The following is a 20,712-nucleotide window of genomic DNA, read 5'->3' as shown; positions in this document are numbered from 1 at the left end:
CGCCGACCGCCTGGGGGCGGCTGGGGGCGGCGTCACGGACAGGGAGTCAGTGCCCGAGTGCCCGGTCGGTCTCCTCGCGCAGGAGGCCGACGTAGTCGCGGGTCCAGGCCTCGATCGTGGTGCGGTCCCACAGGTCGGCCGAGTACTCGACGAAGCCCTTCAGTTCGTCGCCGGCCGGGACGAGGCCGAAGGTCAGCAGCGTGCGGGACGCCGCGGGGGCCAGGTCCTCCACCGCTGTGGTCAGGCCGGGCAGTTCCACCTCGGCGTCCAGGGAGCTCTGGTACGCGAAGCCGACGTCCAGCCGGTCCGGTACGTCGACGCCCGTGCGCTCCTGCAACGCGGGGGCGATCCGGCGCACCGGCATGGCCTGGTCCATGCACTCCACCGCCGTACGGGCGACGCGGTCCGTCAGGGCGGCGAAGGCACCGGCCGCGCCGCCCCGCACCGGCAGCGCGAAGCCGGAGATCGTGCAGGCCAGCAGGGATTCGAATGCGCGGCGCTCACGGTTGGCGTAGGAGATGTTGAACACCACGTCGGACTGCCCGGACTTCTGCGCGAGCAGCCGGCCCAGGGCGGCCGCGGTGACCACGAACGGCGTCGTGCCCCGCTGCCGCGCGAGGCGTTCGACGGCAGTGCGCACTTCGGCGGGGACGGTGAACATCACGGCGCCGCCCCGGCCGCTGGGGTGCTCGGGCCTGGGCCGGTCCAGGGGCAGGCCGACCGTGAACGGCACGCCGTCCAGCTCGCGCAGCCAGAAGTCCAGCTTGCGTTCGTCGCCGGCCCCGTCGGCCTGTTCCCGCTGCCAACGGGCGTACTGGGCGGGCTGGCACTGCACGGGCGGCAGGGCGTGGGGTTCGCCCCGCAGGGCGGAGCCGTAGAGCGCGGCCAGTTCCTTCAGCAGCAGGCTGACGGACCATCCGTCGCACGCGGAGTGGTGCAGGACGAGGAGCAGCACCCAGGTGTGCTCGCCGGTGCGCAGCAGCCGCTGGGACATCGGTGTTCCGCGAGTGGGGTCGACGGGTGTTTCGGCGGCCCGGGTGCTCGCCTGGTCCAGGGCCCGTTGCCGCTCGTGCTCGGGGCGGGCGGTGAGGTCCTCGATCGGCAGCTGGACCGGGCCTGGCCGCAGTACCTGTTGTTCCCAGCCTTTCCCGCTGCGGGACAGGCGCGTCCGCAGTCCCTCGTGCCGTTCGGCGAGCTGGGTCAGGGCGGTGCGCAGGGCCGCGGTGTCCAGGTCTCCGGAGAGGGTGATCCGCAGGGCGACGTTGAAGACCTGCGGGAGGGGGTGTTCGGCGTGCACCGTGGCGAAGCGGGTCTGCTGGGCGGTGGCGGGTGCGCTGTGCTCCACCGTGCCGGGGACGTCGTCGGCCTCGGCGGCCGGGCTCGGGGTCATCTCCGTGAGCGTTTCGGCCAGGTGGGTCGTCATGGCCCGCAGGGTCGGCTCCTGGTAGAAGCTCAGCATCGGGTACTCGGTGCCGAACTCCTCCCGTACCTGGTTGACCAGCCGCATCGCGGTGATCGAGTGGCCGCCCAGGTCGAAGAAGGAGGCGTCGGCCGTGACGGTGTCGGCGTCGATGCCGAACTCGGCTGCCCACAGGCGTCGTACGCGCCGTTCGATGTCCGTGCGACGGCCGGACGCCGGGTCCCCGCCGGTGCCGCTCGGCCTGTGGCCCGGTGCCGTGGTGACGAGGTCGGGCGCCGGCAGCGCGGTGCGGTCCAGCTTGCCGTTGCCCGTCAGGGGCAGGGCGACCGGGATCCGCCAGGCGCGCGGCACCAGGTACTCCGGGAGCCGGGCGGCCAGTTCCTCGGCCAGGAGGTCGGCGAACGCCTGCCGGTCCTCGGCCGAGGCGCCGATCGGGTCGACGGGGACGGCGTAGGCCGCCAGATACGCCTCTCCCCGGTCGTTGCGCCGGGCCAGCACGGCCGCCTCGCGCACGCCGTCCAGGGCGTTGAGCACGCGGGACACCTCCTCGGGCTCGACCCGGAAGCCACGGATCTTGACCTGGTCGTCGGCCCGGCCGCAGAACTCCAGTTTTCCGTCGTCCCTCCAGCGGACCAGGTCGCCGGTGCGGTACGTGCGGGCGTCCGGGCCGCCATCGGGGTCGGGCAGGAAGCGCTCCCCGGTCAGTTCGGGGCGGTGCAGATAGCCGCGCGCGACCCCGGGGCCGCCGACGTACAACTCCCCCGTCGTGCCCACGGCCACCGGGCTGCCGACGGCGTCGAGCACGCTCAGCGTCACGTTGTCGACGGGGCGCCCCAGCGCGATGGGGCGGGCGGGGTCCTGCTCGCGCGGGGACACGGTCTCGGTGGTGCACAGGACGGTGACCTCGGTGGGCCCGTACACGTTCACCGTCTCGTACGGCGCCTCGGGCCGCGGGCGTGTGCGCAGGGCGTCGCCGCCGAGCAGCAGGTGACGCAGTGGTGGCTGGTCCGCCGGAGGCAGGCGGAGTACTTGTTCGCCCAGGGCGGTGGGGAGGATGGAGAAGGTGACGCCCTGCTCGGCGTACCACCGGGCCAGGGCGAGCGGATCCCTGCGCAGTTCCTCGCCGGCGATCGTGACCGACGCTCCCGCGGTCAGCGCCGGCCAGATCTCCAGCACCGAGGCGTCGAAGCTCTGGCTGCACACCACGGCACTGCGGTCGGCCGGGGTGAAGGCGAAACGCCGGTGCTGCCACTCGCACAGGTCGACCACGCCGTGGTGCGTCAGCACGACGCCCTTGGGGGTGCCGGTGCTGCCCGACGTGTACAGGACGCAGCACGCGGACCGGGTATCGAGGGCGGGCGGGGTGGAGGGGTGCGGGGCGGTGCGGCCGGTCGCGTCGGGCGGTACGACAGTCACGTGCCCGGGCAGGTTCAGCGCTGCGGCCTCGTCGAGCGCGGACACCACAGTCCCGGCCCCGCACTCGGCGATGACCTGCTCGGCGCGTGCCCGCCCCAGGGACGGGTCGAGCGGCACGTAGGCGCGGCCCGCCTTGAGCGCGGCGAGCATGGCGACGACGAGGTCGACGGAGCGTGGCAGCCACAGCGCGACGACGTCCGTGTCACCATCCGCCGTGGTGTGCCGGTCGCGCAGTACTGCGGCCAAGTGCCCGGCACGCTCGTCCAGTTCGCGGTAGGTGAGCCGGTTGTCGCCGCTGATCACGGCCGTACTGTCCGGTCGCGCGGCTGCCTGCCGGGCGACGAGCGCGTGGACGGTGGTGTCCGTGGGCGGGCGGGCCGGGCCGCGTTGCCAGGACCGTGGTACGGGCTCCCCCGCGGCGGCGGCCTCGACGGCGGCCGGGACGAGCCGCGACAGGGGGGCCTCGGGAGTGTCGACCGCGACGGTGAGCAGGTCCCGGAAGGTGGCGAAGAAGCCCTCGACGGTGTGCTGGTCGAACAGGTCGGTGTTGTACTCCAGATGGCAGCGGATGCCCTGCGGCTGGTCGGTGAAGTAGACGGTGAGGTCCGTCAGCGCCTTGTCAGGACCCGCGTCCAGCGGTGTGGCCTCGATGCCGGGCAGCTCGAAACGGAACGGCTCGGCACGCTGGAACTCGGCGAACGTCTGGAACACCGGTGTCCGGTCGACCGCCCTGGCCGGGGCGAGTTCCCGCACGACCTTCTCGAACGGCACCCGCGCGTGGTCGTACGCGTCGAGGGCGACCGAGCGCACCCGGTCCAGCAGCGCGGTGAACGCCGGGTCGCCGGACAGGTCGAAGCGCAGCGCGAGGGTGTTCACGAAGAATCCGAGCACGTGCTCGGCCCGCTCGGTCCGGTCCGAGAACGGGGTGCCGACGACGATGTCCGTCTGCCCGGTGATCCTGTGCAGCGTCGCCGCGTATCCGGCGAGCAGCGTCATGAACAGGGTGGTGCGGCGGCCCCGGCTCAACTCGCGGAGCATGCGGGAGAGTTCGGGGTCGAGCGTGTGGAACGCCGCCCGGCCGTTGGAGGTCATCGGCGACGGGCGCGGCCGGTCGGTGGGCAGGGCGAGGACGGGCAGGTCGCCGCCGAGGGTACGGCGCCAGTGGGCCAGGTCCGCTTCGGCCTCGGGGCTGTTCGCCGACGCCGCCTGTTCCCTCGCGTGCTGGGCACAGCTCCAGGTGAGGACTGGAAGGTCGGGGGTGGTGCCGTCGCGTTCGGCCCGGTAGAGGGCGGACAGGTCGCGGGCGAGAATGGTGGCCGAGGCCGCGTCGACCACGATGTGGTGCAGGGACAGGACGAGGACGTGCTCCGCCTCGGCGAGCCTGACGAGCCGCGTGACGAACAACGGGCCTTCCGCCAGGTCGAAGCGGCGAGCGCTCTCGGCCGCCAGGACGTCCTGGAGCGTGGTCCGGGCGTTGCCGGTGCCGTCCACGACCTCGAAGTCGGGTTCGGCGGACGCCCGTACCAGCTGACGCGGCTCACCGCCGGTCTCCCGGAAAACGGTGCGCAGGCCCTCGTGCCGGGCGACGAGGCCGCGTAGTGCCGCGTGCAGGGCGGATACGTCGAGGGGGCCGTCGAGGCGGACCGCCTTGACCTCGTTGTAGGCGGTACGCCCGGGGAGCAGGCGCTCCAGGAACCAGATCCGCTCCTGGCCGGGCGACAAGGGGGCGGCAGTGAGGACTGGTCCGGCAGTGGACGGCCGGCGGTAGTGGCGGCGTAGCGCGTCCAGGCGGGGCAGGCCCGAACGCAGCTCGTCGGGTGCGACACCGAAGTCGACGAGCGCCACGATCTCGTCGGCACCCGCCGCGGTCACCGCGTCCACGACCGGGCGGACCGTGTCCACCGTGCCGATCAGGGCCCGCTGGTCGCAGTAGCGGCCGTAGGCCCGGTGGAACACGGCCTCCAGATCGTCCTCGCTGAGCGCGGCCAGATCGACGCTGTGCCCGAGGCTGTTGGTGACGCCGCTGAACAGGGACAGGGACGCGCGCATGTAGCGGGACAGCGGTCCGTACGCCTCCGTCCTCGCGGTGTCGTGGTCCTCCGCGAGGTAGGTGTGCAGCAGGACGGCCACCCGCCCGGCGTCCGGGTCCAGGCCGTGCCGGGCCCGTGCGCTCCGGTAGCGGGCGATGTTCTCCCCGAGCTGTTCGACGCTCTGGGTCATCAGGTTGGTGACGATGCCCAGGCCGTGACGGGCGGCCAGTTCGTACGAGGCGGGGTTGCCGACCACCGCGGTGTACATGGGCGGATCGTCCTGCACCGGCCGCGGGAAGAGCCGCAGGTCGGCGGCCTCGCCGTCACCGGTGGTGCGGCGCACCGCCTCTCCGCGCCAGAACCTGCGCACCTCCTCCAGCTGTTCGAACATCAGCTCCTTGTGCCGGCCGAAACGGTCCGGGAAGAAGGCGAAGTCCTTGGAGCTCCAGCCGCTGGCGACACCGATACCGACGCGCCCGCCGGAGAGGTTGTCGACCATCGACCACTCCTCCGCGACCCGGATCGGGTCGTGGAGGGGCAGGACGACGGAGCCGGCGTTGAGACGGATGCGCTCGGTCTCACGGGACAGCGCGGCCGCGAGCACCGCCGGGTTGGGGAACAGGCCGCCGAAGGAGTGGAAGTGGCGCTCGGGCATCCACAGCGCGTGGAAGCCGTGCCGGTCCGCGAACCGGGCGACCTCCATCAGGAGTTCGTACTGGCCGTGTCGGGGGGCCGAGGCGTCCTGCGGGTAGTCGCCGAAGAAGTAGACGCTGAAGTCGGTGGTACGTGGGGCGGCTTCGGCTGTGCGTGGGGCGGCTTCGGCCACGCGTGCCGTGCGGGAGCCGGTGACCGCCGCGGTGTTCCAGGCCATGGACGCCACGGGGGCGGCGGATGCCGGCGTCGGCGCGGCGGCGGATGCCGGGTGCAGTACAGGTGCCGGGTCCGGAGACGGAGTCGGTGCCGGAGCCGGAGGCGCGGCCTTCGGGACCACGGACCGCCCGCCCGGGAAGAACCCCGCCGACCGCAGTTCACGCAGCGAGTCCCGTACGGCGTCGGCCACGAATTCGATGTCACCGTCCGAATGGGCCGTGGACAGGAAGAAGTTGCGCCACTCCCAGACGTGCACGCCGCGCAGCATCAGGTGGTGGTACAGGAGCTCCATGTCAGCCCGGTGCTCGAAGCGGAACTGGGAGCCGAAGTGGGTCATCCGCAGCGGGTACTCCTCGGCCTCGAAGAAGCCGTTGAGCGTCGCGGCCAGTTCCGCGGTACGCGCGTTCAGGCGCTCCTGGAGGCGCGGACTGTGCTCCTTGAGGTGCGTGAGGACGGCGCGGGCGGCGACCATCGACACCGGGTGCTGGATGTAGGTACCACCGAAGAACGTCGTGTCGGCGGGCGGGTAACTGTCGTCGCCGTACGACCAGTAGCCGCCGTCGACGCCGTCCATGATGTCGGCGCGGCCCGCGATGGCGCCGATGGGAAAGCCGCCGCCGAGGAGCTTGCCGTAGGTGGCGAGGTCCGGGGTCACGCCGTACAGCTCCTGCGCGCCGCGCTGGGCGGGGCGGAAACCGGTCAGCATCTCGTCGAAGAGCAGCACGATGCCGTGGCGGCGGGTCAGCTCCCTCAACTTGCGGACGAACTCGGCCGGCTGAAGCGAGGGGTGCCTGCTCTGCACCGGCTCCACGACGACCGCCGCGATGTCGTCGGCGTGCCGGGTGATCGCCTCCAGGGCGGAGTCGCTGCCGTAGTCGAGGACCAGCAGATCCGAGACGGAGGCCTGCGGGATGCCCCTGGAGACGGGCACGGTGATCTGGTCGGCGCCGCTGCCCGAGGCACGGCCGAGGACGTTGTCGGCGTGGCCGTGGTACGCACCCAGGAAGGTGACGATCTTGTCGCGGCCGGTGGCGGCGCGGGCCAGACGGATGGCCGCCGAGTTCGCCTCCGTGCCGGAGTTGGCGAAGGCCACGCGCTCCAGCCCGGTGAGTCCGGCGAGGAGTTCTGCCGCCTCGCCGGTCTCGATGGCGCGGGGGCCGAGCTGGATACCGCGGGACAGGTGCTCGCGCACGGCCTCGGTCACGAAGTCCGGCTCGTGGCCGAAGAGGAGGACGCCGAAACCCATGGTGATGTCGACGTACTCGTTGCCGTCGACGTCCTCCAGCCGCGCCCCGCTCGCCCGGCGGCCCGCGATCGGGTACAGCATCTCCTTCGTGCCGCTGCGGAAGCCGACCACGGCACGGCTGTCGGCCAGGACGCGGCGGTAGCGCTGGGCGATCTGCTTGGAGGTGGGCGTCCTGGCGGTGTAGCGGCGGACCAGGTCGTCCAGGTGCTCCTGCTGGGTGTGCGGGGAGGCGTCCCGCACCATGCCGGAGTTCCTCGCGACCGACACCCGGGGGCCGTGGACGCGGGCCGGTTCCGGGAATCGCTGCTCCTGGTCGGGGGTTCCGTCGCCGATCTGCCGGGCGATCCGCTGGGAGAGCTCCTCCATCGCGGCCAGGTCACGGTCCAGTGCGGCGGATATGCCGTTCAGCCCGCTCACTTGGCCACCCTGCCGTTGAGCCGATCCGTCACCGAGGCCGTCTGGAGCGCGAGCAGCTGGGAGAGCTGGGACATCATCTGGAGCTGTATCCGGGACATCTGCTGGATCTTGTCGGCCAGGTCCTCCAGCTCCTCGCGGGTCGCGTACTCCGGAGCCGGGGCGCCGGCGGCCGGGGCGGGAGCGGGAGCCGGTGCGGGCGCCGGTTCGAAAGTCGGTTCGGGAGCCGGGGCGGGTGCGGGAGGCGTGGCGGAAGCCGCTGCGGGCGCCGGAGCCGGCGGGGCAACCGCGGGCCCGGGGTCGGCAGCGGCGCGTGGCAGCGATGCGCCCACCCCGGTGGAGCCCACTTCGGTGGAACCCGCCCCGGTGGAGCCCACCGCCGTGCTGCCCACGTCCGGCATACGGGCCACGATGAACTCCGCGAGCCGCCGCGGCGTGCCCGTCTCCTCCAGCAGCTGCCGCATGGTCACCCTGACCTGGTGCTCCTGTTCCAGTTCCCGCAGCACGCTGATCATCTGCAAGGAGTCGGCGCCGAGTTCGAAGAAGTTCGCGTCACCGGCGATCGCCGACGGATCCCCGCCGAGATGCCGGGCGGTCGCCTCGACGATGCTGTGCAGTACTCGTGCGACCGCTGCCTCTTGCTGAACCACTTCGGCTCCCTTGCTCGCTGATGTTCCCGTGCTGAGGGCCGTCGGCGCCGGCCCCGTCCAGTGGTCCTGGTGCTGGAATCGGTATCCGGGCAGCGGGATGCGTCTGCCGCCGCTGCCGGCCAGGAGCGTCTCCCAGGCGACGTCCGCTCCCGCGCAGTGCAGCCCCGCGGCCGCACCCCAGAGGGCGCCGAGCCCGGTGCCGCGCCGCAGGGACGGCAGGGCCCGTACGTCGGGCAGCGCCCGGCGCGCCAGGGCGCTGAGGGTGGTGTGCGGCCCGGCCTCCAGCAGTACGTCGGGCTGCTCGGCGCCGATGGCGCGCAACGCCTCGTCGAAGCGGACGGGCTCGCGGGTGTGCCGGAGGAGGTGGTCCGTGTCGGGGATCCAGCCGGGCGGGCGGGTGACACCGTCCAGGGCGCTGACGAACGGGACCCGAACGGGCCGGAAGTCCATGTCGTCGAGGACTTTCCGGAACTCCTCCAGCATCGGTTCCATCAAGGCGGTGTGGAAGGCGCGGGTCACCGGCAGCCGCTGCCCGGGTGTGCCGCGGTCGTCCAGCAGTTCGCACGCCCGGTCGACGGCGGCCACGGGACCGGCGAGGACGTGGGCACGGTCCCCGTTGGACACGGCCGCCTCCAGTCCGGGAACCTCCGCGGCCAGGGCGAGGGCGCTCGCCCGGTCGAGCGGAGCGGCCACCATCGCGCCGGGCGCGCAGCGCTGCCGCATCAGCCGGCCGCGTTCGGCGGTCAGGCGCAGACCGTCCTCGAGCGGCAGGGCTCCGGCCGCGTACAGGGCGGCGTACTCCCCGACGCTGTGCCCGGTCACGGCGTACGGTTCGACGCCGCAGTCGCGCCACAGCCGGACGAGGGCGCACTGCAGGGCGAACAGCGCGGGCTGAGCGGTGTCCGTGCCCACGAGTGGCGCCTCCCCCGGGTCCTCCTCACACAGCGCCGCGAGCAGGGAGTCGCCGGTGAGGTCGCGGTAGTGCTGTTCGCAGGTGTCGAGCACTTCGCGCACTGCGGGGAAACGCGCGTAGAGGGCGGCGGCCATGCCGGGGTGGTGGCTGCCCTGGCCGGTGAACTGGAACGCCACGCGCGGGGTGCCCTCCCCTGGAGTCGTCCCCGTGGTCACCGCCGCTGTGGGGGTTCCGGCGAGCCAGGCGTCGAGGGCGTCGGCGAGGGCTGCCGGAGTGGAGCCGCGGGCCGCGAGGCGGTGGCGGCCGTGGGTGCGGCCGAGGGCGGCGGTGGTGACGAGGTCCGACAGGTGGGGCGCGGGTGGCTGCCGTAACCGGTCGCGCAAGGCCCGGGCGTTGTCCGCGAGGGCCTGGGGGCTGCTTCCGGAGACGAGCAGCACGTCGGGAGGCGCGGCCGAGCCGGTCCTGGGTGCGGGTTCCGGGGCCTGTTCCAGGATCAGGTGGACGTTGGTGCCGCCGACGCCGAGGGAGGTGAGGCCCGCGCGGCGGGGTGTGCCGCTCGCGGGCCAGGGCCGGGCGGTCCGGGGGATGTAGAAGGGGCTGCGGTCGAGGTCGATGAGGGGGTTGGGCTCGCTGAAGTTCGCCATCGGCGGGATCACGCCGTGTCGCAGGACCAGCAGGGTCTTGACGAGGCCGGCCAGTCCGGATGCGGCGTCGAGGTGGCCGATGTTGGCCTTGGCCGAGCCGAGGGCGCAGTAGCCGTCGCGGTCGGTGTCCTCGCGGTAGGCACCGGCCGCGCCTTCGAACTCGATGGGGTCGCCCTTGAGCGTGCCGGTGCCGTGCGTCTCCAGGTAGCCGATGGTGTCCGCGCCGACGTCCGCGCGTCGCAGCGCCTGGCGGATGGCGGCGTGCTGTCCCTGGGCGCTCGGCGCGGTGAACGCCGACTTGCCCGCGCCGTCGTTGCTGATGCCCCAGCCGCGGATGACGCCGTGGATCGTGTCGCCGTCGGCGACGGCCCGGGCCAGCCGCTTGAGTACGACGGCCAGGACGCCGGTGCCTCCCACGGTGCCGTCGGCGCCCGCGTCGAAGGCCCGCAGGCGGCCGGACCTGGACAGGATCGAGCCCTTGACGTGGCGGTAGCCCAGGACCTGCGGCACGTGGACGGCGGTGGCACCGACGAGGGCGATGTCGCAGTCGCCCATGAGCAGCGACTGCGCGGCCGCCTGCACGCCGACCAGCGAACTGGAGCAGCCGGTCTGGAGGTTGACGGCGGGGCCGGTCAGGCCCAGCCGGTAGGCGACGCGGGTGGCGGCGAAGTCGGCGTAGTTGCCGACGGTGATCTGCATGTTCGCCGCCCAGTCGGACGTGGGATGGCTGGGCAGGACGTTGTTGAGCAGGTAGTTCTGGAAGGTGTACAGGTGGTATCCGGTGCTGGCGTAGACGCCGACGCGGGCACCGCCGCGTTCGTCCGGGTAGCCGGCGTTCTCCAGGGCGTGCTGGGCGCACTCCAGGAACATGCGTTGCTGCGGGTCGGTGAGCCGGGCCTCGCGGGGGCTCATCCCGAAGTGCTGTGCGTCAAAACCGGCGATGTCGTCCAGCAGGCCGGAGGCGCCGACGAAGTCCTCCGCCTCGTACTCCTCGGCGGGGACACCGGCGGCGGCGAGTTCCCCGTCGGTGAAGCGGGTGATGCGGTCGGTGCCGTCCCGGATGATGCGCCAGAAGTCCTCGGGCGTGTCGGCGCCGGGCAGCCGGAAGGCCATGCCGATGACGGCCATCCGCGGGTCCGGGTCGCTGGCGTCCATCAGCCGCGTTCCTCCGTCATGGTCGGTGTGTCGCGGCCGGCGGCTTCTGCCGCGGGCGGGGCGGGTGTCGTCCGGCCCCGGCTGACCAGCCACAGGAGCAGTGCCGCGCACAGGGCGATCGCGAGACCGTGGAAGGCGGCCACCACCTGGAGCGGCGAGAAGGTCTCGAGGAGCGCGCCGCTGACCAGCATGCCCAGTCCGAAGCCGGTGTTCTCGGCCGAGGCCGTGAGCCCGAAGAGGCGGCCGCGCTGGTCGTCGGGGGCGGTCTGGAGTCTCGACACGTAGACGATCTCGGTGAATCCGTCGGCGGCTCCGGCGACGAGCGCGGCGATGACGGCCGGCACGGTCGGCAGCCCGCTGAAGACCACGATGAACCCGGCGGACATCACACAGGCGCCGAGCGCGAACGCCCGCTCCCCCGGTGTCCGCCCGGTCTTCTTGGTGACCCGGCCGATCACCTGCTGGGCGACGATGTTGCCGATGGCCCAGGTGGCCCAGAACTGGCTGATGAACGTGGCCGGATGGTCGGGGTCCAGGCCGCTGGAGTAGATGGGGAGGGCGACGTTGTGGGACGACGAGCCCAGCCCGTCGACCGCCCGGATGGCGATCATCGCCATCAGCAGCGGCGCCGTGCCCAGCAGCATCCGGGCCGTCCAGCGCGCGGCGCCGGAGTCCTTCGCGGAGCCGCCGCCCGCGGCCTCGGTGGCCGCCCTGGTGCGGATCGGAAGCAGGGACAGCACGGTCGCGGAGACCAGGAAGGTCCCGGCGTCCAGCGCGAACGCCGCCGCGTAGCCGAACTCCGCGACCACCACGCCCGAGGAGGCGAACCCGGCGATCATGGCGAGGGAACGCCCCGTCACCAGCAGCCCGTTGGCCCGGACCCGGTGCTCGGCGCCGACGATCTCGGGGATGCTGCTGCGCAGGGCCACCTGGGAGAGCGTCGAGCAGCCGCCCGTGACCACGGCCAGGACGTACAGCAGCCCCGGGCGCGTGCCGTCGGGGGCGAGCAGCAGCGACAGCAGGGCCACGGCCTGGCACAGGTCGGCGCCGACCATCAGGCGCTTGCGGTCGTGGACGGAGACGAGCCGCCCGCTCACCCAGCCGGAGACGACACTGGTCGCCAGGCGTACGGCCATGAAGAGGCCGGCGGCCAGCGCGCTGCCGGTGGCGTCGTAGACGAAGACGTTCAGCGCCACCATGTTCAGGTAACTGCCGTACGCCGAGATGCCGTTGCCCAGGACGAGCAGACGGAAGTACCTCATGCACCTTCCCCTGGTCTGCATGAAGGGTGTGACTGGAGTGAGACCGGGATGCCCTGCCCGCCTGCTCGGCGGCGCTATGGGATCCGGGCGGACGGCGGTCGCCGACGCGGTCGCCCCCCGCGACCGCCGGTCATGCCCCCTCGCAGGCCCAGCACAGAAACCATTCCCCCCAAGAGGCCGCCGGACGGCGGCCATCGGTCCGCAACCCAAGCAGATCCGGACAGGCGCGTTCAAGACTCCGAGACTGGTCTAGACGACTTTCGGTCCGGATTTGGCGATTTCGGAGCGCTCGGGAGCGGACCTGGGCCCCACCTGGCGTTCAGCGTCGCAGGTCCGCCTCGTTCGCCGCCGCGATGACGCGGTCGTGTTCGGTGCGGGTCAGCAGGTTCTCGGACAGCCATCGGCCCGCGAGGGTGCGTACGGCCCGTACGAAGTGGGCGGAGGTCGGGAAGGGGGCCTGCTGCCACAGGACGTCGAGGAAGGTCCGGCCGTCGGGGCGGGCGTGGTTCGGTACGCCCGAGTCGGACCCGCCGAACACGATCGCGGGTTCGGAGCGTCTGAAGTAGGCGTGGTAGGGGGCGTCGTCGCCGATGTGGAAGGGGGCGAGGGTCAGGTTGTGGGTGGTGAAGTGCAGGGGGCGGGTCGTGGGTCTGACCGCGTCGGCCAGGTCGCCGCGGAGGGTGAAGTCCTTGTAGAACGAGAAGGTGCGGAACTGTTGTTCCGGGCTCCGGGCTGTCAGGAGGAGCGGGCCGTAGAACAGTGACTGCACGGTCGGGTCGTCCAGGGCGCGTTCGATGCGCAGGCGGTAGGGCGTCGAGATGCGGACGCGATCGCCCCGGCGCCAGTTCCTGTTCAGGGTGAGGTAGGTGCCGGGCTCGGCTTCGGCCCGGTGCGGGGCTCCGTTGACGGTGACCGTGACGCCTGCCGTGGCCCAGGACGGGACGCGGAGTTTCAGGGCGAGCGGGCCTCCGCCCTCGCGGAAGGTCAGGGTGCGTACGCCCTCCGCGGGATAGTCGCTCGTCTGCTCGATGACGAGGCCGCGTTCCGGCCAGCGCAGAGTGGAGGCCAGGTAGAGGTTGACGTACAGGGCGTTGCCGTCGGCGGAGCGGAAGTAGACCGAGTCCTGGTACTTGGTGTGGTTCTCCATGCCGGTGCCGCCGCAGCAGGTGCCGGTGTTGCCGTACTGGCGTCGTACGCCCGGGCCCATGCCGACGAAGTAGGTGACCTCGGGGCTGTCGGTGCCGGGGGCGTCCCGGCGCGAGGCGAGGATGTGATTGGTCAGGCCCCGCTCGTAGTAGTCCATGTAGGCGGGGTCGGGGTCGTGGAAGAAGAGCTGCCGGCTCAGCTTGAGCATGTTGTACGTCGCGCAGGTCTCGGCGTTCTTGTCGTCCAGGGTGGCCGCGATGGCGCCGCGGGCGCGGAACATCTCGCCCTGCCCCGTGCCGCCCAGGGCGTACATGCGGGGGCCCGCGACCATGCCCCAGAAGTTGCGGGCCGCGGCGGCGTAGCTCTCCTCGCCGGTGTGGTCGAACAGGCGGAGGTAGCCGGTGAACTGAGGGATGTGCTGGTTGGCGTGTCTGCCCTCCAGGATGTCGCGGTTCTCCGCGCAGGCGGTCAGCAGCGCGGTGTTGTCGAAGCAGCGGGCGGCGGCGAGGTGTTCCGCCCGGCCGGTGAGGGCGTACAGGTCCGTCATGACCTCGTTCATGCCGCCGTACTCACCGGCGATGTAGATCGACCACATGCGTTCCAGCTGGGACTTGGGGAGGTGGCCCAGCCGGCTGTGCACCCAGTCGCCCATCTTCGCGGCGATGGTCAGCGCCTGTCGGCTGCCGCCCAGGGTGTGGGCGTCCAGGAGGCCGCGCATGATCTTGTGGCAGGTGTAGTACGGCGCCCAGATGGTGGGGTACGTCGTGTAGCTCTCCAGCAGGATGAACTGGGTTTCCGGGTAGGCCGCCAGATAGCCGGGGTGGCTGGGTTTCGGGGAGCCGTGTTCGGCGAGGGCCTGCTGGCATTCGCCGAGGGCGGTGACCAGGTGGTCGAGCTTGGACTTGAGGGCGGCCTCGCGTGTGTCGGCGTATGCCTGGGCGACGAGGGTGAGGAAGTGGCCGCCGTAGTGGCCGCGCAGGTTGCCGTCGGCCGTTTCCCAGCCGCCCGGCGGCCGCGCGCCGCGGGTGTCGAGTCCGGCGTTGGCGCGGAAGACCGCCAGGACGCGGTCGGCCGGGTACGCGCGGGCGTAGTCGAGCATCAGGTCGCGCTTGGTGCGGAAGACACCTCCGCCGAGGCTGACCTCGTGCAGGGCGAAGGGCCGCACCGGCCATTCGGGCGGGGCGGGCAGCGCTCCCCCGGCCTTCGCCGTCGCCGGGGCGGCGTGGGCGGCTTCGGCAAGGGGCCCGGAGGCCAGGAGCGGGGTGGCCGCGGCACCGGCGGTCAGGCTCAGCACGCGGCGCCGGGTGGGGGGCTGGGACATGGCGCACTCCGATCGTCGTGGATGGTCAGCGGATGGGAGGGGGCCCCTCCGGGGCGAGGGTCATCCGGAGGGCGTCACGGTGACCGTGGCCGTGGCGCGGTGCGAGGTGCCCGGCACGGTTCCCCCGACCTCGAAGGTTCCGGGACCGGCGTACTGGTCCGGGTCCACCGGGTCCCAGGTCACCTGTGTGCGGCTGTCCTTGGATCCGTCGTTGTAGGTGGCGACCACCGTGGCGGGGAGCGTCGGGGGCTTGCCCGGGCGGGTGGTGACACGTTCTCCGGCGATGCCGGTGATCTCCACCGCGCCGGTGAGCCGTACCCACACGGTGGCGGTGACCGGCCGCGCTGTGCGGTCGGCGAGACCGGTGACCGTCACGCTGGTGCCGCCCTCGGCGACCTGGTCCTCGGTCAGCGCCGGCCAGGCCACCGGGGAGCGGGCGGTGGAGCCGTCGGCGTACACCAGCGTCACCTGCCCGGGCAGGTCGGGGACGGTGCCGCGGAGGGTGGGGATGTGAGTCTCGCGTACCGACTCCGGTGTCTCGGCGTAGACCTTCCACTCCTGTACGCCGAGGGCGAGGTTCGGATGGCCGGTGAGCTTCGCCCGCAGCGCGGTCGTGGTGACCGGCGTGAAGGTGGTCCGGTTGTAGCGGTCCTCGGCGGTGCCGTAGCCGCTGGGGCCGGGGACCTCGCGCCAGGTGTCGCCGTCGCGGTACTCGATGACCCAGGACTCGGGCACGCCCACGCCGTCGGCCGCGCCGGGCTGCGCGTCGCGGAAGAAGTACAGGTCGGAGCCGGCCACGCGGACGGGGTCGTCCCACGTGTACTGGACCCACTGGGTGCCTTTCTGCGGCCAGCTGCCCCAGCGCGGCGCGTCGGAGGACGAGGCGGGTTCGCGGCCGTCGTTGACCGCGGTCACCGACTCCCAGCCGGAGGTGTAGGACGCGGTGGGGGTCGCGGACGGTGCCAGGTTCACCTGGCCGTCCCCCAGCTCCCCGACCTTCACCACGACCCGCTTCGACGACGTCGACCGGCCGTCGTCGGCGGTGAGTTCGAGGGCGTAGGTGCCCGCCTCGGTGAACCGGGCGACGGTCGTGGCGGCGCGCGGGTCGTCGAAGATGACGGTGCCGCCGTCCGGGCCGTCGGCCGCCTTCCAGGAGGCGGAGAGTGTGCCCTGCGGAAGTCCGTCGTCCTCGACGATGCCCGTGAGCCTGACCTGGCCCGGGCGGGTGTACGTCGTGTCCCGCCAGGCCTCGACGTAGGGCGGCCGGTTGCGTTCCGTCGGCGGACGCGCGCCGGTGTCGTGTACCTGGATCTCCTTCAGGCCGCTGGTGTGGCCGTCGCGGTGGCGCAGCAGGACCCGCAGCTTGGCCGTGGTCACTTCCTTGAAGCGCACCTGGTTGAGGTTGGCCCGCGGGTAGGGCGGTGACTTGGCGGGCCCTGGTGCGGCCTGCCACTCGCCGTTCCCGTCCTGGTACTGCACGGTGTAGTGGGCCGGTTCGGCGTATCCGCCGGGCCGTTTGTCGCTGTAGAAGTGGAGCCGGACGTCGTCGACCGTGCGTTTGCGGCCGAAGTCGAGCTCGTACCAGTCCTCGGTGTTGCCCGACCCGCGGGCGCCCCAGTAGGGCTCGTTGACGGTGAAGCCGTCGACGGCACCGGCCACGCCGTGGCCGTCGGCCTCGTGGGAGGCGCGGGCGGTGGCGTCGGCGGCGAGGTTGTCCCCGGCCCTGCCGGTGAGGTCCCGGCCGGCCTTGGCGAACAGGTCGGTGACGCGGTCCTTCGGGCCGTAGGTGACGTCCTGCGGGCTCGCGAGCGCCGTACGCAGGCCGGTGGTCTTCGCCTTGGCCCCTCCCCCGTCGGGGAAGGTGACCTTGCGGGTGGCGGGGTCGTAGACGAGGTGGGCGAGGCGGTCGGCGGTGAGGGCCAGCTTCCCGTCGAGGTAGACGGAGTACCCCTCGGGGACCTGGCGGCCGTACGGCCGTTTCCCGTCGCCCGGTTCGTCCCACACGACGGCGACGTCCGTGCCTCGGTAGTTGATGTCGGTGACCGCGAAGTGCGGCCAGTCGACGTCGATCGGCCACAGCTCGATCTTCCGGTCGGTGCGCGGCCGGAAGCCCATCGCGTCCTCGATGACCGTCCAGTTGGTGGTGCCGAGGATGGTGTGGTGGATCCAGGAGCGGTAGCCGATCTTCTGCGGGTCGGCGGTGCCGTCGGCCCAGAACTCGTTCTGGTCGGGCCAGCGGTTGTCGCCGTCGATGTAGTGGGCCCAGGCGTTCCAGGACAGCAACTTCTTGTACCAGGTGCTGTCGATGTACTTGTTCGGGTACGTCCGCAGCACCGAGGACAGGAAGCGGAAGGTGACGGTGGAGTTGATGACGGAGAAGTTGTTGCTCCCCGGGTGCCCTTGCTCGGCCGCCTCCGCCTTGTCCGCCTGGTTGGCCGTGAAGAACGGGAAGACGGGGTACTGCTTCGCGTCCGCCCACAGGCGCAGCGCTTCGAGGTACTGCGGGTCCTCGTCCGGGGTGGGCATCAGGCCCACGCTGAACGGGTAGTAGTTGTTGATCTCCTTCCAGGGCACCAGGCTGTCGCTGGCGACGTGCCGGTGCTTGAGCAGCTTGTCCTCCGGGTCCCAGAGGTGTTCGAGGACGGCCTTCCGCACGCGTTTCGCCGTCGCGCGCATGTCGTCGGCCTTGGCCCTCTCACCGAGGAGGTCGTATGCCCGGGCCGCCGCTGTCGCGTTGCTGTAGACGTACGCGGATTCGGCGCGGTCCAGGTTCCCGGGCTTCCAGTCGAACGACACCGCGTCGGCGTCGTTGCCGGTCATGGCGCCCCAGTCGTACTCGATCAGGCCGTTGCCGTCCTCGTCGTAGGCCTCCAGCTGGCCGCGGACGTCCTTCTCCGCGTAGCGGGCGAGGTTGCGCACGATGCCGTCGGGGCCGCCGTGCACCTGGTAGGAGCGCCAGGCCGCCTCGGAGATGTACTGGGTGTAGCTGTTGGACCAGTTCTCCGGGTCGCCGGGGTTGTCGGTGTACTTGCCGTTCTTCGAGACCTCTCCGGCGGACACCCACGGGCCGTAGGAGTAGGCCGGGTCGCGCAGGTACTTGAGGTCGTCGACGAACATGCCGACCGTCAGGGCGATCGCGTTGTTGTAGCCGAGCACGCCCTCCATGGAGGTGGGGAACTGGTAGTCGTTGCCCGGGATGTCGGCGTCGAGGTAGTTGTAACGCAGCAGCCACCAGCGGTAGTACAGGGTCTTCTCGATGTTGTCGTCGGGGATGTCGAGGTGCGGCAGGTTCTCGGCCCACCAGCGGTTGTACGTCTGCACGTGCCGGCGGAAGGCCGTGGCCGGTGAGGCGGTGCGCGCGGAGTCGTACGCGGGCCGGGAGTCGGCGATCTCCTCGGTGACGAAGCCGAGTTGGACCTTGGTGGTGAGCGTGCGGCCCGCGGGCAGGGTGAGCGTGCGCGTCAGGGACTCGTCCTCGGGGGTGAAGCCGTCACCGCTGAGGCGGGGGAAGACGGTCGTGAGGTTGTTCTTCGCGGGCACCGCGCCGGTGAGCTCCCGGCCCTCGGCGGTCGTCGCGTACGGGGACGTGGCGCGCAGCCGGACCTCGCGGCTCTCGGACCCGGTGTTGGTGAGGGCCAGGTTCGTGACGGCGACGTTGGCCTCGGTGATGAACTTGGTCTGCGTCACCTTCAGGCCGGTGGCCTCGTGCGTGAACTCGCCGCGCCAGTGGCTGGGCGTCTGTGTGCGGGCGCCGGTGTCCTCCCGGAGGGTGAGGTTCTCGCCGTCGGCGTTCACGGTGAGCGTGTACGCGGAGCGGTTGTCGATGCTCTCCCAGTAGGCGACCTTGCCTGCGAAGCCGAGCCTGGCGGGGTCATGTTCCTTCATGAACACGGCGCGGCCCCGGGTGAACAGCCAGTCGCCTGCCGGGTCCTGGCCCTTGCGGGCCAGCATCCGGTCCATCCAGAAGTCGGTTCCGTCCCCCGCCTTCCGGTCGGCCTCGTACTGGGCGCGCATAGTGCGGTGGACGGTGAAGCCGGCCGGGAGGGCGGGCACGGGGTCGTCCGAGCCGGAGTAGACCGGGTAGCCGATCGCCGAGTTGTCCGCCGCGGCCGGGGTGGTCGCGGCGAGCGGGGCGAGCAGGCCCAGGGCCAGCGCTGCGGCCAGGGCGCCGCGGCGGTGCCGTCTTCGCGGTGCGGGCACGACTACCTCCGGGTGGGCGTCGTCGGGGGCGGGGGCGTGGTCGGGGACTGGGTGGTCGGGGACTGGGTGGTCGGCAGCCACACGCGCATGGTCGAGGGGCCGCGGTTCGCCCAGGAGTGGTACGGGACGAGCGTGACCCCCGTGCGGTCGGCCGTCGGTGCGGTGGCCCCGTCGAGCGGGCGGTACGGCCATGCGGTGTCGTGCGGGTCGGCGGGTGCGGCGAGTTCGCCGGGGGCGACGACCGTGCCGTCCGGGCCGTCCTCCGGTTCGGCGGACGGATCCACCCGGAGCGCGTCGACGTCGTGTCCGTCGGGCAGGTCGGTGGACTCGGCGCAGTAGACGAGGGGGCCGCGCTGGACGGCCAGGGTGCCGCGAGTCGCGTCGATGCGGGGGTCGGACCCGATCCAGCGCGGCGTGACGGGCAGTTCGAGGCGTATCTCGTCGCCGGGCCGGAAGATCCGGGTGAGCCGCGCCGTGCCCGGGGCGACCGTACGGCGCCGCCCGTCCGGGTCGACCAGCCAGGCGGTCGCGCCCGCCGCCCACGCGGGGATGCGCAGGGACAGGGTCCAGGGGCGGGCCGGGGAGCGGCTGATCCGCACGGCGACGGTCCCGCCGGACGGGTAGTCGGTGCGGACCCGCAGCGCCACCTCCTGCCCGTCGGCGAGGGAGGTGGCGAGCTCCGCGTCGGCGTACTGGTGCAGCTGAACGCCGCTGTCGTCTGTCGTCGCCAGGTACGCGGGCAGTTGGGCGAGGACGCGCGCCACGTTGGTCGGGCAGCACGACACCGCGAACCAGGGGGCGCGCAGGCCCGAGTCGGCGCGGGCGCTGACGCGGTGCGCGGGAGGCATGGTGCCGCGGTGGCGGCGGTGCAGGGTGTTGGCGTAGAAGAAGGCCCGGCCGTCCTGGGACGGGGACGTGGCGATCACGTTGAACAGGGTCCGCTCGGCCAGGTCGGCGAAACGCGGTTCGCCGGTGGCGAGCAGCAGCCGCCAGGCGAGCAGCACGGAGGCGACACCGGCGCAGGTCTCCGAGTAGGCGCGGTCCGGGGGCAGGACGAAGTCGTCGCCGAAGGACTCGTCGCGGTGGTGCGAGCCCATCCCGCCGGTCAGATAGGTACGCCGGGCGACCGTGGCCTCCCACTGCCGTACGACGGCGGCGAGCAGGGCGTCGTCGCCGGTCTCCACGGCCACGTCGACGGCGCCGGCCGCGAGGTAGAGGGCGCGGACGGCGTGGCCGCGCAGTACGTCGGCCCGGCGGACGGGCAGGTCGTCCTGGAAGTAGGCGCGGCCGAACTCGATGTCGGCGAGGGTGCCGTGGCCGCGCCGGTCGACGAACAGCGCCGCCTGGTCGAGGTAGCGCTGCTCCCCGGTCAGCCTGGCGAGTTCCACCAGGGCCGTCTCGATCTCCGGGTGTCCGCAGATGCCCGGGTTGCCGCCCGGGCCGAACGAGGCGCAGACATGGTCGGCGGCCCGGCGGGCGATCTTCACCAGCTCCCCCTCGCCCCGGGCGCGGGCCTGGGCGACACCCGCCTGTATGAGGTGCCCATGACAGTAAAGTTCGTGTCCCCATTCGAGGTCGCTGTAGCGGGACTGCTGCCCGGGGCGGCCGAAGGCGGTGTTCAGATAGCCGTCCGGGTCCTGGGCGGGGGAGATCACGTCGGTGAGTGCGGTGATCTCCGCATCGTGGGAACCGCCCTCCCACGCCATGGCTTCGAGCAGCTTGTAGATCTCGGAGTCGGCGAACTCCCGGCCGCGCCGGTCGCGGTGGATCCGGCCCTCGGCGGCGGCCCGGAAGTTGCCGGTCCAGCCCTCGCGTTCCATCCAGTCGCGGCAGTGTCCGAGCGTCGCGGTCGCGTTGGTGTGGCGGCGCCGGGCCCAGAAGCCCCCGGTGATCCTCACCTCGTCGAGGCCAAGCGGGCTCAGCCGGCCGCGGGTCGGCGCCACCGGCACGACGGTCGAGTGTGCCGTGTTCCCCTTCACCGGTTCATGCCTTCGGTACGTCCCTTCGGTCATGGTCTGGTTCCCT

Annotated in this window: 6 protein-coding genes; all 6 read right to left on the bottom strand. The window is 72.2% G+C overall.

Features of this window, described 5'->3' with window-relative positions:
* Window positions 1–46 precede the first annotated feature (46 nt).
* Window positions 47–7,399 carry a MupA/Atu3671 family FMN-dependent luciferase-like monooxygenase gene (locus QC385_RS19770; protein WP_279542644.1) on the bottom strand — a complete coding sequence of 2,451 codons (7,353 nt, stop codon included), beginning with the start codon at window positions 7,397–7,399 and terminating at the stop codon, window positions 47–49.
* On the bottom strand, window positions 7,396–10,758 hold the full coding sequence (locus QC385_RS19765) for a type I polyketide synthase (RefSeq protein ID WP_279542643.1): 3,363 nt from the start codon (window positions 10,756–10,758) through the stop codon (window positions 7,396–7,398). Before QC385_RS19765 ends, QC385_RS19770 begins: the two co-directional genes overlap by 4 nt.
* Window positions 10,758–12,020, bottom strand: coding sequence for an MFS transporter (locus QC385_RS19760; RefSeq protein ID WP_279542642.1), 1,263 nt, complete (start codon window positions 12,018–12,020; stop codon window positions 10,758–10,760). The genes QC385_RS19765 and QC385_RS19760 overlap by 1 nt, the downstream gene beginning before the upstream one ends.
* A gap of 319 nt (window positions 12,021–12,339) precedes the next feature.
* Window positions 12,340–14,487, bottom strand: a complete 2,148-nt coding sequence (locus QC385_RS19755) for a glycoside hydrolase family 127 protein (protein ID WP_279542641.1) — start codon at window positions 14,485–14,487, stop codon at window positions 12,340–12,342.
* A gap of 60 nt (window positions 14,488–14,547) precedes the next feature.
* Window positions 14,548–18,768, bottom strand: a complete 4,221-nt coding sequence (locus QC385_RS19750) for an Ig-like domain-containing protein (protein ID WP_279542640.1) — start codon at window positions 18,766–18,768, stop codon at window positions 14,548–14,550.
* The gene (locus QC385_RS19745) at window positions 18,690–20,699 is read right to left on the bottom strand and encodes a glycoside hydrolase family 127 protein (protein WP_279542639.1); all 2,010 of its coding nucleotides are present in this window, start codon (window positions 20,697–20,699) and stop codon (window positions 18,690–18,692) included. The genes QC385_RS19750 and QC385_RS19745 overlap by 79 nt, the downstream gene beginning before the upstream one ends.
* Window positions 20,700–20,712: the final 13 nt, after the last annotated feature.

Origin of the sequence: Streptomyces sp. DH10 (assembly GCF_029813805.1) — a bacterium.
Classification (GTDB): domain Bacteria; phylum Actinomycetota; class Actinomycetes; order Streptomycetales; family Streptomycetaceae; genus Streptomyces; species Streptomyces coeruleofuscus.
Note: the sequence above shows the minus strand (reverse complement) of the source record. Positions and strands in the feature narration are given on the sequence as shown.